The organism is Naasia lichenicola (assembly GCF_004801885.1).
Classification (GTDB): domain Bacteria; phylum Actinomycetota; class Actinomycetes; order Actinomycetales; family Microbacteriaceae; genus Naasia; species Naasia lichenicola.
This window is the reverse complement of the sequence record NZ_SSSM01000003.1, coordinates 407,638-420,588: the sequence shown is the minus strand read 5'-3', so window position 1 is coordinate 420,588 and position 12,951 is coordinate 407,638. Positions and strand designations below refer to the sequence as shown.

At 69.4% G+C, this 12,951-nt stretch carries 11 protein-coding genes; 8 read left to right on the top strand and 3 right to left on the bottom strand.

Going from position 1 to position 12,951, the window contains the following annotated elements:
• Nucleotides 1-194: 194 nt before the first annotated feature.
• Entirely contained in the window at nucleotides 195-695 is a 501-nt protein-coding gene (locus E6C64_RS07130; protein ID WP_136426935.1) for an FBP domain-containing protein, read from the top strand.
• Between the two features lie 84 nt (nucleotides 696-779).
• On the opposite strand, the gene E6C64_RS07125 is transcribed toward E6C64_RS07130, so the two are convergent.
• Nucleotides 780-1,313 carry a DoxX family protein gene (locus E6C64_RS07125; protein WP_136426934.1) on the bottom strand — a complete coding sequence of 178 codons (534 nt, stop codon included), beginning with the start codon at nucleotides 1,311-1,313 and terminating at the stop codon, nucleotides 780-782.
• A gap of 41 nt (nucleotides 1,314-1,354) precedes the next feature.
• A complete protein-coding gene (locus E6C64_RS07120; RefSeq protein ID WP_136426933.1) occupies nucleotides 1,355-3,178 on the bottom strand; it encodes an APC family permease in 1,824 nt (607 codons plus the stop codon).
• 311 nt (nucleotides 3,179-3,489) lie between these two features.
• On the opposite strand from E6C64_RS07120, the gene serA reads away from it, so the two are divergent.
• Nucleotides 3,490-5,082, top strand: coding sequence for a phosphoglycerate dehydrogenase (gene serA, locus E6C64_RS07115; RefSeq protein WP_136426932.1), 1,593 nt, complete (start codon nucleotides 3,490-3,492; stop codon nucleotides 5,080-5,082).
• Nucleotides 5,083-5,115: 33 nt separating this feature from the next.
• Here the strand turns inward: serA and E6C64_RS07110 are convergent, their stop codons facing one another.
• Entirely contained in the window at nucleotides 5,116-6,105 is a 990-nt protein-coding gene (locus E6C64_RS07110) for a TetR/AcrR family transcriptional regulator C-terminal domain-containing protein (protein ID WP_136426931.1), read from the bottom strand.
• Between the two features lie 110 nt (nucleotides 6,106-6,215).
• Here E6C64_RS07110 and E6C64_RS07105 point away from each other — a divergent pair, with 110 nt between their 5' ends.
• From E6C64_RS07105 to E6C64_RS07080, 6 genes are all read left to right on the top strand, one after another.
• Nucleotides 6,216-7,481 (top strand): FAD-dependent monooxygenase, encoded by a 1,266-nt coding sequence (locus E6C64_RS07105; protein ID WP_136426930.1) that lies wholly within the window; start codon nucleotides 6,216-6,218, stop codon nucleotides 7,479-7,481.
• Nucleotides 7,482-7,560: 79 nt separating this feature from the next.
• Complete coding sequence (locus E6C64_RS07100; RefSeq protein WP_136426929.1) at nucleotides 7,561-8,619, top strand: 3-isopropylmalate dehydrogenase; 1,059 nt, start codon at nucleotides 7,561-7,563, stop codon at nucleotides 8,617-8,619.
• Between the two features lie 5 nt (nucleotides 8,620-8,624).
• The gene (locus tag E6C64_RS07095) at nucleotides 8,625-9,767 is read left to right on the top strand and encodes a branched-chain amino acid aminotransferase (protein WP_136426928.1); all 1,143 of its coding nucleotides are present in this window, start codon (nucleotides 8,625-8,627) and stop codon (nucleotides 9,765-9,767) included.
• Entirely contained in the window at nucleotides 9,764-10,534 is a 771-nt protein-coding gene (locus E6C64_RS07090; protein ID WP_136426927.1) for a fumarylacetoacetate hydrolase family protein, read from the top strand. The genes E6C64_RS07095 and E6C64_RS07090 overlap by 4 nt, the downstream gene beginning before the upstream one ends.
• A 147-nt stretch (nucleotides 10,535-10,681) precedes the next feature.
• Nucleotides 10,682-11,557, top strand: a complete 876-nt coding sequence (locus E6C64_RS07085; RefSeq protein WP_158437769.1) for a glycerophosphodiester phosphodiesterase — start codon at nucleotides 10,682-10,684, stop codon at nucleotides 11,555-11,557.
• Between the two features lie 21 nt (nucleotides 11,558-11,578).
• Nucleotides 11,579-12,931 (top strand): flavin monoamine oxidase family protein, encoded by a 1,353-nt coding sequence (locus E6C64_RS07080; RefSeq protein WP_136426925.1) that lies wholly within the window; start codon nucleotides 11,579-11,581, stop codon nucleotides 12,929-12,931.
• Nucleotides 12,932-12,951: the final 20 nt, after the last annotated feature.

Here is a 12,951-nt window from a genome sequence, read left to right as displayed (position 1 = left end):
CCTCGTGAACATCTCCGCCTCCCACACGCCTTCGGGCAGTCGGGAGGTCGTCGACGGCTCGGCCGTCGGCGGCAGGTAGTCCCGCCTCGCAGCGGATCCCGCATCTCGCGGAGGTCCGCCATTTCGTCATGCCGTCGGCACGACGCCCGAGACCGTCCGCTTCTGAACGCGGACCCACGACTACCGGAGACACCATGCACCCGCTCGACCCGACCACCATCCGCGCATCATTCGTCAACGCATCCCGCAAGGAGCTGGCCGACCTCACCGTGCCGCCCGGGCTGGGCGAGCTCGACTGGACGAAGCTCGACTACCTCGGCTGGCGCGACCCGAAGTACGCCCGCCGCGCCTACATGGTCGTCCCGACCTCGGCGTCGGAGGGCGACGCACTGATCGGCATCGTCCTGAAGGAGGCCGACGCGAAGTCGGGGAGGCGCGCACAGTGCTCGCTCTGCCAGGACGTGACGCTGCCCAACGATGTGGTGTTCTACGGCGCCCGTCGTGCCGGAAGCGCCGGCCGGACGGGCAACGCGCTGGGCAGCCTCATCTGCTCGGACTTCGAGTGCTCGGCCAATGTGCGCAAGCTCCCACCGATGGCGTACATCGGATACGACGTCGAAGCCGCCCGTCTGAATCGGATGGCGACTCTCCGCGAGCGGGTGTCCAACTTCGCTCGTGCGGTCCTCGACGACTGATCCGCTGATCGAGATGCCACTTCTCGTCCCTAAAACCGCCGCATAGGGACGGAAAGTGGCATCTCGGTGACTAAGTGGCCGCGGTCACTCGGACTCGGTCGGGGCGGACGGGCTTGAGGCGGAGGCGGCTGGGGCCGAGCGCCTGCCGAGCTCGACGGCCGCGATGGAGCCGAGCGCGCCGCCGACGACGGCGAGGATCCCGCCGAGCGCACCCCACCGGGACTTTCCGAGAAGCGCGTCGAAGGAGATCTTGCCGGGACCACTGCCCGCGATGGCCGCGACTGCGGCGATCAGGACCGCGTTGTACTCGAAGCCGCCGTTGGAGTTCCAGACCCCCTTGGACCAGTGCACCTTGCGGATCGCCACGATCATCGTCGCGATGAGCCCGGCCGCGGCGGCGGGCGTGGCCGCACCGAGGGCGATGGCCGCTCCACCCAGCGTCTCGGTGAGGGCGACCGCTTGCGCGTTGCGTCGCGGCGGGTGCATCTCCAGCGCCTTCATCATCCCCTCGACGCCGTCGAGGCCGGGGCCGTCGAAGTAGCCCTTGAGCTTCTGCAGACCGTGCCCGATGAACACGCCTCCGACGACGAGTCGGACGATCAAGATCCCGAACTTCATGCTGTTCCCCGATTCTGGAAGCCTGTGCTCCGTTCGGGATCCTAGCGACGGCACTTCGGCGTTCGCCCGCGCAGGAGTACCTGCGAAACCGGCCGATGTGCGCGAAATTTCGAGCACATTCGGCCGGAACGTAGGAGGAGGTCAGTCGGTTGGGGGCGGGTGTAGCGCTCGCCGGTCTTCGGGTCGATCGCGGTCTGGCCCGGCGGCAGGTTCGAGAGGTCGGGGGAGATGACCGTCGGATACTCGCTGGAGTCCGGCAGGCCGAAGTACGCCCGCGTCCCCTCCCCATGCAGGATCAGGTCATCCGCTCGCTTCTCGAGCACGTCGCCCCTGAAGAACGCGGGAGCGACGTACTGCCAGACGAACATGAGGACGAACCCGAGCACGAGCGCCCCGATGCCGACGACCGCCACCGCGCCGATCCCGAAGATCGTCACGTTCTCGCCGTCGTCATCCGTCAGCCAGTCCGGCAGCGCGTACTGGACGAGCCCGAAGACGAAGACGGCCAGCAGCATCAGCCCGCCCAGCAGCGGGATGACCCCGCGCATGACGAAGTCGCGCACGTTCTTCGTCAGCGTCCTGCGGTAGTACCAGACGCAGGCGAAGCCGGTGAGGCCGTAGTAGAACGCGATCAGCAGGCCGACCGAGCCGATCAGCGCGTTCAGCAGGTTCGTCGAGATCAGCGTGAACAGCAGGTAGAACGCCGCCGAGATGATGCCCATCCCGATGGTCGACCAGGTCGGGGTGAGGAACTTGGGGTGGATCTTCGCGAAGTTCGCCGGCATCGCCTTGTAGACCGCCATCGAGAGCGTCGTGCGCGCGGTCGGCAGGATCGTCGTCTGGGTCGAGGCGGACGCCGAGGTGAGGATCGAGGCGTAGAGCAGGAACAGCAGGATGTTGCCGATCACGCTGTTGCCGAACAGCTCCGGACCGATGGCGCTGAAGACGTCCTCGGCGTTCTCGGGATTGCCGAGGCCCACGCCCTCGGTGCCGATGCCGGCGAACGAGATAGCGGCCACCGCGACGAGCGCATAGGTGGCCAGGAGCAGGAACGTCGAGATGATCGCCGCACGACCGGGGGTCTTGCCCGGGTCGTCGCTCTCCTCGTTCACCGCGACGGCGGTGTCCCAGCCCCAGTAGATGAACACCGCGGTGAGCACCGCGGGAGCGATGATCGACCCGAAGTCGAGGTCGAACGGCCAGAACCAGCTGATGTCGAACGGGATCGAATAGGTCTCGCCGTTGCCGGTCGCGACCCGCACGATCGCGACCACCGCGAACGCGACGAGGATGACGACCTCGATGGCGAGCAGGAAGTACTGCAGCCGCGCGGACACCTCGATGCCGCGGTAGCAGATCCAGGTCATCAGGGCGATCCAGATGAGCCCTGCCGCGGTCGACCAGACCACGTCGCCGCTCAGCGCCTGGATGTCGCTGTTGCCGATGACGCCGCCGACGAAGGTGAACGAGTACGAGCCCGCGATCTGCGCGAGGTTCGCCATCACGATGACGTCCGCGGCGATGATTCCCCAGCCGCCCATCCACCCGGTGCGCGGGCCGAACGCCCGGGTCGCCCAGGTGAAGGTCGTGCCGCAGTCCGCCTCCGCCTTGTTGAGCTCCTGATAGGCCACGGCGATGAAGTACATGGGGACGAAGGCCAGCAGGATGATGCCGGGCGACTTGACGCCTGCGAGGATCGCGCCGCCCGACGCGACGATGAAGCCGAGGCTCGCCGCCAGCGAGTAGGCCGGCGCCGTCGACGCGACGCCCATCACGATGCTGCCGAGCAGGCCGAGCGCGCCGCCCTTCAGCCCCTTGCTCTCGACGGCTCCCGGCTTGAGGTCTTCGGGGGACGCAGTTGTCATGAGCCGACCATCCTTCGTGTGCGATTCGGCGTCCTGTGTCTTCGGGGGTCGGACGCGCAATGCAGCGGATACCGTCGTCGGCGGACACTCGATCTCCGTGAGCGACTGCCGCTGAACGTATCGCCCACGGGATCCGAAGCGAAAGCCCTCGTTTCCCCGTGCCCTGTGCGTCGCTCCGAGTCCGCCGAAACGGGGGAGCGTGGCGCGACGCGCTAGGGTTTTAGCGCCCAACACCGCCCTCGTCGCGGCGTCTCTGCGGCGCCCCGGCCACCGCTGTCCGCCGGCCGCTCGATCCGAGGAACTGAACCCACGTGACAAAGCCGATCGTGCTGATCGCCGAAGAACTCTCGCCCGCCACCGTCGACGCCCTCGGCCCCGACTTCGACGTCCGCAGCGTCGACGGGACCGACCGGCCCGCGCTGCTCGCCGCCCTCGCCGATGCCAGCGCCGTGCTCGTCCGATCCGCGACCCAGATGGATGCCGAGGCTATTGCCGCCTCCAAGCAGCTGCAGGTCATCGCCCGCGCCGGTGTCGGCCTCGACAACGTCGACATCCCGGCCGCTACCACCGCGGGCGTGATGGTCGTCAACGCGCCCACCTCCAACGTCACCTCGGCAGCGGAGCTCGCCATCGGCCACCTGCTCGCCCTCGCGCGGCACATCCCCGACGCCAACGCGTCGACCAAGCGCGGCGAGTGGAAGAGAAGCAGGTTCAGCGGCGTCGAGCTGTTCGAGAAGACCATCGGCATCGTCGGCCTCGGCCGGATCGGCACCCTCGTCGCTCAGCGCCTCGCCGGCTTCGGCGCCAACCTCGTCGGCTACGACCCCTACGTCACGCCCAGCCGTGCCCAGCAGCTCGGGATCACCCTGCTCTCGCTCGAGGAGCTCGTGAAGACGAGCGACTTCATCACCATCCACATCCCGAAGACGCCCGAGACCACGGGCCTGATCGACGCCGACATGTTCGCGATGGCCAAGCCCGAGCTGCGCATCGTCAACGCGAGCCGCGGCGGCATCATCGACGAGGACGCGCTCTACGCGGCGCTCAAGTCGAAGCGGATCGCCGGGGCGGGCATCGACGTCTTCGTCTCGGAGCCGCCGACCGGATCGCCGCTGCTCGAGCTCGACAACATCGTGCTCACCCCGCACCTCGGCGCCTCGACCGAGGAGGCGCAGGAGAAGGCGGGCGTCTCCGTCGCCAAGTCCGTGCGCCTCGCCCTCTCGGGAGAGCTCGTGCCCGACGCGGTCAACGTGGCCGGCGGCATCATCGACCCGTACGTGCGCCCCGGCATCCCGCTCGTCGAGAAGCTCGGCCAGGTCTTCTCCGCTCTCGCGGACGGCGCGATCATCAGCGTCGACATCGAGGTGAAGGGCGAGCTCAGCGAGTACGACGTCAAGGTCCTCAAGCTCGCCGCCCTCAAGGGCATCTTCACCAACGTGGTCAGCGAGTCCGTCTCCTACGTGAACGCCCCCGTGCTCGCAGAGCAGCGCGGTATCCTCGTGCGCCTGCTCACCGACTCGGTGTCGGAGGAGTACCGCAACGTGCTCACCCTCCGCGGCGCCCTCGCCGACGGCAGCCAGATCTCCGTCTCGGGCACCCTGACGGGCACGAAGCAGATCGAGAAGATCGTCGAGATCAACGGCTACGACGTCGAGGTGCCGATCGCGAAGCACCTCGTCGTGTTCTCCTACGACGATCGGCCTGGGATCGTCGCGGTCTACGGCCAGAAGTTCGGCGAGGCGGGCATCAACATCGCCGGCATGCAGATCGCTCGGCGCGCACGCGGCGGAAAGGCGCTCAGCGTCCTGACCATCGACAGCCCGGCGCCCGACCACCTGCTGGAGGACATCCGCACCGCCATCCGGGCGGACCTGCTGCGCGAGATCGACGTCGACTTCGACTGATCCTCGAAACGGCGGTCTCGCGACGGCCGTCCGTCAGCCGCGCTCGCGCTTCCCGGCCGCAGTGTCGGTCGCAGTCCCGGCCGCGGTCTGGGTGGACGCCTCGATGCCCGACAGCAGTCGGTGCAGGCCGAAGCGGAAGAGCTCGTCGAGGTCGAGATCGAAGTTCATCCGCTGGAGGATCCCGGCGAAGTGCGGGTGCTTCCCGTCGGCCACCAGGTCGGCGATCGCGGACTCCTGCTCCGAGATGTAGGCGTCCCCGGTGACCCCGCTCGCGGCCTCGTCCTCGTACTCCGCTTCGAGGTTCATCGCGACCCCTCGGACGAACGTGAACAGCGTCAGATGCGTCGTGAACATGGTGGTCGCATCCATCTCCGACCCCTCCAGGACGCCGAGGACCCACTCGCTGTACTCGAGTGCGCCGGGCAGCAGCTGCGGCCGCGTGACGGAGATCGCCGACGGGAGCCACGGATGACGACGGAAGGTCGTCCACAGTGCCGTCGCCGCGATCTCGAGGCCGTCGCGCCAGGAGGCGGGGGGATCGGGCAGAGTGACCTCTGACATGGCGGCGTCCATCATGCCGAGGAGCAGCTGGTCCTTGTCGCGCACGTGCCGATAGAGCGACATCGGCGCGGTGTCGAGCTCGGTCGCCACCCGGCGCATCGAGAGCGCGGCGATCCCCTCGCCGTCCGCCACCAGGAGTCCAGCGGCGACGATGGTCTGGGCCGAGAGCGGAGCCCCATTCCGTCGCGGCGAGCCCGACCGGTCCGGACCCGCGCCGGAGTCCTGCGCCCGGTCTGCCACCCGGTCAGCCACCACCGTGCCGATGCCGGGGATGCTCTCGATCAGGCCTTCGGCGCGCAGGAGGGCGAGCACCTTCGTCGCAGTCGCCATCGCGACGCCGTAGCGCTGCATGATCGCGCGGGTGGAGGGCATCCGGCCGCCCGGCGTGAGCTGGCCCGAAGCGATGCGACGGCGCAGCTCGGAGGCGATCCGGACCGAGGCGGGTTCGAGCTGATCGGACATCGGGCTGGCTCCCTGCTCTAGTGCACTGGGTGAGATCCGTGCTCCGCACTAGAGCGGATTCTGGCCGGAACGTATGGAGGTTGAGACTGCGTACAGCATACGCTCCAGCCATGACATCACGCACAGCACTCATCTCAGGCGCCGGCATCGCCGGCCCGGCCCTCGCAGCCCTGCTCACCGCTCGCGGCGTCGCCGTGACGGTGGTCGAGCAGGCCGCCGTCCCACGCTCGGGCGGTCAGGCGGTCGATCTCCGAGGGGCCGCTCGCACCGTGGCGCAGCGGATGGGGCTGCTCGACGCCATCCGGGCCGTGTCGCTCGATCAGCGCGGCATCGCCTGGGTGCGCGGCGACGGCTCGATCGCCGCTCGGATGGGCGTCGACGCCTTCGGCGGCGAGGGCATCGTGTCGGAGATCGAGGTGCTCCGAGGCGACCTCGCCGCCGTCCTCGCGGACGCGACGGCCGACGTCGAGTACGTGTACGGAGACAGCATCGTGGCTCTCGACGACGACGGCTCGGGCGTCGACGTCGCATTCGAGCACGCGCCGGGCCGACGATTCGATCTGGTCGTCGGCGCGGACGGACTGCACTCCGTCGTGCGCTCGCTAGCCTTCGGACCCGAGGAGGACTTCACCCGCGACCTCGGCCTCTACTCGTGCTGGTTCACCGCTCCCGCAGGCATCGATGTCGACGGCTGGATGCTCATGCACAACCTCCCCGGCGGCCGCGTCGCGACCGTCCGGCCCGGCAGGGTGCCGGGGGAGCTCAAGGCGGGACTGTCCTTCCGGTCCGGACGCATCGCGTACGACCGCGCAGACGTCGCCGCTCAGAAGGCGATCGTCGCCGACCACTTCGCCGACGGCGGCTGGGAGGTGCAGCGCCTCGTGGCCGCCATGCACGACGCGTCCGACTTCGGCTTCGACTCCACGGCGCAGGTCCACCTGCCGTCCTGGTCGCACGGACGCATCGTGCTGCTCGGCGATGCCGCCTGGTCGCCGACCCAGCTGACCGGTCTCGGCACGACCCTGGCGATGGTGGGCGCCTACGTCCTCGCGGGGGAGCTCGCGCACGCCGCCGACGCAGCTCCGAACGACGACTCGAGCGGGGGCCTGGGGCGCGACGCCGAGATCCGCGCCGCACTCCGCCGATACGAGGAGCGCATGCGTCCGTTCGTCGCTAGCGCCCAGAAGCTGCCGCCGGGAGGGGTGGACGCCTTCGTGCCCACCCGGGCGCTCGAGATCCGGATGAGGCTCGCGGTGATGGGACTCATGACGAGATGGCCGCTCAACCGCATCATGGCGGGGCAGTTCGACAAGGCGATGGACTTCGACCTGCCGGACTACGGCGCGGTCGGCGTGCACGCCGGCCCGGTCGGCTGACGAGCGCGACCCGAGAGGCGGCGCGGTCGCTCGGCGGTAGCCTGATGGAGCCCAATCCCGCCGAGCGCACCGGAGAGCCATGCCCCGCACCATCCGACTCGCGTCCATCCCCGGAGACGGCATCGGCCCCGAGGTGATCACCGAGGCTCTCAAGGTGCTCGAGGCAGCCATTCCCGGCGACGTCGACCTGCAGGTCACCGAGTTCCAGCTCGGCGCCGCGCGCTATCTGGCGACCGGCGATGTGCTGCCCGACGACGAGCTGGCCGCCATCGCCGCGCACGACGTCATCCTGCTGGGCGCAGTCGGGGGAGTGCCGGGCGACCCGCGCCTGGTCGGGGCGAACATCGAGCGTGGACTGCTGCTCAAGCTCCGTTTCGCGCTCGACCACTACGTCAACCTGCGCCCCACCGCACTGCTGCCCGGCGTGATCAGCCCGCTGGCCGAGCCAGGTGACGTCGACTTCGTCGTCGTGCGGGAGGGCACCGAGGGGCCGTACGTCGGCAACGGCGGCGGCATCCGGGTGGGCACCCCGCACGAGATCGCCACCGAGGTGAGCATCAACACCGCGCACGGCGTCGAGCGCGTGGTCCGCTACGCCTTCGCCAAGGCCGAATCCCGCCGCAGCGTGCTCACGCTCGTGCACAAGACCAACGTGCTCACCTTCGCGGGCAGCCTCTGGAAGCGGATCGTCGACGAGGTCGGCGCCGAGTTCCCGGGTGTCACGGTCGACTACCTGCACGTCGACGCGGCCACCATCTTCCTGGTGACCGATCCTGCTAGATTCGACGTGATCGTCACAGACAACCTCTTCGGCGACATCCTCACCGATCTGGCCGGCGCTATCAGCGGCGGCATCGGCCTGGCGGCCTCGGGCAACATCAACCCCGACGGCACCTATCCCTCGATGTTCGAGCCGGTCCACGGATCCGCGCCGGACATCGCCGGACTGCAGAAGGCGGATCCGACGGCCGCGATCCTCTCCGTCGCGCTGCTGCTCGACCACCTCGGGCTGGCAGACGCGGCGGGGCGGGTGACCGACGCCGTCACGGCCGACCTCTCCGTCCGCGGTGAAACCGAGGGACCACGAACGACATCCCAGACCGGCGACGCCATCGCCGCACTCCTCGTCAAGGACTGAGCCTCATGACCGACACAGCCACCACAGCTCCACCCACAGGGGCGTCCGACGGACCCGCGGCGTTCCCGCTGGCCTTCCGCACCACCCCGTCGACCGCCGCGAAGGCCGACGCCGAGCGCGAGGCCATCCTCGCCGACCCCGGCTTCGGCAAGCACTTCACCGACCACATGGTCGAGATCATCTGGACCATAGCCGACGGCTGGCACGATGCCGCCGTCGTCCCGTACGGCCCGATCTCCCTCGACCCCGCCGCATCGGTGCTGCACTACGCGCAGGAGATCTTCGAGGGCCTCAAGGCGTACCGGCACGCGGACGGATCGGTCTGGACCTTCCGCCCCGACATGAACGCCCTGCGTCTGCAGCGCTCCGCCGTGCGCCTCGCCCTGCCGCAGCTGCCCGAGGAGTACTTCCTCGAGTCGCTCCGGCAGCTGCTCGCGGTCGACGCGTCCTGGGTACCGTCCGCGCCCGAGACCAGCCTCTACCTGCGCCCGTTCATGATCGCGAGCGAGAGCTTCCTCGGGGTCCGCGCCGCCCACAAGGTCGACTACCGACTCATCGCCAGCCCGGCCGGCGCCTACTTCCACGGCGGCGTCACACCCGTCTCGATCTGGCTGTCCACCGAGTACGCCCGCGCTGGACGCGGCGGAACCGGTGCCGCGAAGACCGGCGGCAACTACGCGTCGTCGCTGCTCGCTCAGGAGGACGCCTACAAGCAGGGCTGCCAGCAGGTGCTCTTCCTCGACTCCAGCGAGGGGAAGTACCTCGAGGAGCTCGGCGGGATGAACATCTTCCTCGTCCGCCACGACGGCACCCTGGTCACGCCGAGCATCAACGGCTCGATCCTCGAGGGCATCACCCGCGACAGCATCATCCAGCTCGCGAAGGATCGCGGGCACGCCGTGGAGGAGCGCCCGATCGCCATCGACGAGTGGCGCGACGGCTGGGCGTCCGGCGAGATCGTCGAGGCGTTCGCCTGCGGCACCGCCGCCGTCGTGACCCCGATCGCCGCCCTCAAGTCGAAGGACTTCACCATCGGCGACGCGTCGACCCCTGCGGGCGAGTTCACCATCTCGATCCGCCAGGAGCTGACGGACATCCAGTACGGCCGCAAGCCGGACCACCACGACTGGATGGTGAGGCTCGCGTGAAGATCGCGCGCTTCAGTGTCGGCGACGACATCCGGTTCGGCATCGTCGACGACGAGGATCTTGTCGTCCTCCGCGGCGACCCGATGTTCGCGGGTTACGAGACCACGGGGGAGCGGGTGCCGCTCAGCAGCGCCAAGCTGCTCGCGCCGGTCATCCCGCGATCGAAGGTCATCTGCGTCGGGCTCAACTATCCGGCGCACAAGGAGGAGCTCGCCCAGCCTGCTCCGACCGACAACCCGCTGATCTTCCTCAAGCCGAACACGGCCATCATCGGGCCCGGCGACACCATCCAGATCCCGCCGGTCGAGGGGCGCGTGGTGCACGAGGGCGAGCTCGCGGTCGTCATCGGCGCCGTGGCCAAGCGGGTGCGGGCCGAGGACGCCGAGAGCGTGATCTTCGGCTACACGATCGCCAACGACATCTCCGCCCGCGATCAGATGTTCGCCGACGGCCAGTGGGCGCGCGCCAAGGGCTACGACACGTTCTGCCCGATCGGGCCGTGGATCGAGACGGAGCTCGATCCGAGCGACCTCGAGATCCAGACTTACGTGGCAGGCGAACCGCGTCGGCACGGGAACACGAGCGAGATGATCTACGACGTCGCCGAGATCATCGAGTTCGCCTCCGACGTCTGGACCCTGCTGCCCGGTGACATCATCCTGATGGGCACCCCCGCCGGGCTCGGCGGCTTCGTCGACGGTCAGACGGTCGACATCGACATCCAGGGCATCGGCCGCCTGAGCAACCCGGCCAAGAACCGGGTCTGACTCCGCAGCTTCACCCGGCGCGAAGCGCTCGGCCACCCTTTACGACGGCGGCACGTGTTGCAACCCGGGCCGTCGTCGGAAAGGGTGGCCCTCGCTGTCCCGCACAGCCTGGCGGCCTCGCGCGTTCATCCACGGCAGGATGGAGAGGTGACCGCCATCCGCCTCATCGCCCATCGCGGAGCCAGCGCGGCGTTCCCCGAGCACACCCGAGCCGCCTACCTTCAGGCGATCGCGGACGGCGCCGACGGCCTCGAGGGCGATGTGCACCTCACCGCCGATCGGCAGCTGGTGCTCTGGCATGACGCCACCCTCGACCGCACCACCGACGAGTCGGGGCTCCTGCACGAGCGCACGATCGACGAGTTGCGCGCCATCGATCTCATGCGCGGGCAGGCCATCCCCGAGGACTTCGGTGCGCCGGAGCAGCAGCTGCTGACCCTGCCCGAGCTCATCGACATCGCTCTCGCCTCGGGCCGCCCGCTGATGCTGGCCATCGAGCTCAAGCGCCCCGATCCGTTCGGCCGTGAGCTCGAGCGAGCCGTTCTCGACACCCTCGACGCCCACCACTGGGACCGGCGCACCGGCGCCCTCGGCCTGCTCACGGTCTCGCTGATGAGCTTCGATCCCGGGTCGGTCGCCCTGCTTCGGACAGAGGTCGACCCGTCCCTCGTGATGCTGCTCACGGGTGCGGTGGATCCCGATGAGGTCGCAGCGATCGTCGCCTCCGACCCGACCCTCAACGAGTCCGAGGCGGCGCTCGAACGCGAACGGCTCACCATCGCCCTCACGGCGGCGATCGATCTGATCGACGACGGCCAGGTGCAGGGCGGCCCCGACATCGAGTGGGTGCGCGAGGAGCCGGACCGCGTGCGCGGCTGGATCGAGCGCGGGCTCACCGTGCGGGTGTGGACGGTCGACACCCTTCAGGACCTCGAGTTCTGCCTCGAGCTCGGCATCTCCGAGGTGACGACCAACCGTCCCGGTGAGCTGCGGATCGCACTCGAGACCGGGACCATCGCGTGACCCGGGCGTGAGGTCCTCCGGGTGACCGAACCGCGCGTCCTCGTCGTCGGTGCAGGGCTGTCAGGCCTGACGGCGGCCCGCAACCTCTCTGAGGCGGGGTGCAGCGTCAGCGTGCTCGAAGCTCGAGCGCGAGTGGGCGGGCGGGTCGAGAACGGCACGCTGTCGGACGGCCAGTGGATCGAGCTCGGCGGACAGTGGATCGGCACGGGTCAGGCGGCCCTCCGCGGCCTGATCGACCACCTCGCGCTCGACCTGATCCCGACCTACAACGTCGGACGCACCACGGTCCGACTGGGCGGCCGCACCTCGTACATGCCGCCGCAGCTCGGAGCGATGCCGCGACTCAAGCCCTTCGCGCTCGTCGACCTGACCCGGGCGCTAGCCCGGTTCGGCGAGCTGGTGCGGAATGTTGACATCGACGAGCCGTGGCACTCGCCCGATGCAGCCGAGCTCGACGCTCAGACGCTCGAGTCGTGGATCAAGCGGAGCCTGCTCACCGCCGGTGCCCGCGGCTACTTCCGTTCTCTCGCCGAGACGGCGCTCAGCGCAGATGCGGGGGAGCTGTCCCTCCTGCATGCGGCGTTCCTGGCGCGATCCTCCGACGGGCTGGACACCCTCATCGCCGTCGACGGCGGCGCCCAGCAGAGTCGCGTGCTCGGCGGCGCGAGCCTCATCGCCGAGCGCCTGGCGATCGGCCTGGACATCCGGTTGAGCACACCGGTCCGGGCGATCCGTCAGAGCTCGGATCGCGTCGTGCTGACGACCCGATTCGGCGAGGAGTTCGATGCGGATCGCGTCGTCGTCGCCATCCCACCCGCGCTCGCCGGGCGCCTCGACTACGACCCCATCCTGCCCGGATGGCGCGACCAGCTCGCCTCGCGCCTGGTCGCCGGCGCGACCGTGAAGCAGTTCCTCGTCTATCCGACTCCCTTCTGGCGCGATGACGGCCTGAGCGGGCGGGCGCTCGGCGACAGCACCGCCGTCCACGCGACGTTTGACGCCACGCCTGTCGGCTACGGCCGGGGAGTGCTGGCGGGGATGAGCACCCGCGTCGCCGGCCGGGGTGCCGCGCCGGCCAGCGCCGACGCTCGGCGGGCGGCGTTCGAGGACAGCGTCGTGGACTTCTTCGGCCCGCGAGGGCGCGACTCCGTCGAGTACGTCGAGCGGGATTGGTCGATGGAGGAGTTCAGCCGTGGCGCGTACGGCGCCCTGTTCGCCCCGGGAGCGTGGACCGCCTACGGTCACGCGCTCGCCGAGCCCGTCGGCCGGATTCACTGGGCCGGGACCGAGACCTCGCCGATCGGCAACGGGCACCTCGAGGGCGCCGTCCGATCCGGCTCCCGCGTCGCCAACGAGCTCCTCCGCACCCTCTGAGTTCCTACGTTCCGGCGCCA

Bases quoted from the DNA above. Each gene is read 5' to 3' on its own strand.
- E6C64_RS07130 (WP_136426935.1), top strand. From the start codon at position 195: ATGCACCCGCTCGACCCGACCACCATCCGCGCATCATTCGTCAACGCA.
- E6C64_RS07125 (WP_136426934.1), bottom strand. From the start codon at position 1,313: ATGAAGTTCGGGATCTTGATCGTCCGACTCGTCGTCGGAGGCGTGTTC.
- E6C64_RS07120 (WP_136426933.1), bottom strand. From the start codon at position 3,178: ATGACAACTGCGTCCCCCGAAGACCTCAAGCCGGGAGCCGTCGAGAGC.
- E6C64_RS07110 (WP_136426931.1), bottom strand. From the start codon at position 6,105: ATGTCCGATCAGCTCGAACCCGCCTCGGTCCGGATCGCCTCCGAGCTG.
- E6C64_RS07105 (WP_136426930.1), top strand. From the start codon at position 6,216: ATGACATCACGCACAGCACTCATCTCAGGCGCCGGCATCGCCGGCCCG.
- E6C64_RS07100 (WP_136426929.1), top strand. From the start codon at position 7,561: ATGCCCCGCACCATCCGACTCGCGTCCATCCCCGGAGACGGCATCGGC.
- E6C64_RS07095 (WP_136426928.1), top strand. From the start codon at position 8,625: ATGACCGACACAGCCACCACAGCTCCACCCACAGGGGCGTCCGACGGA.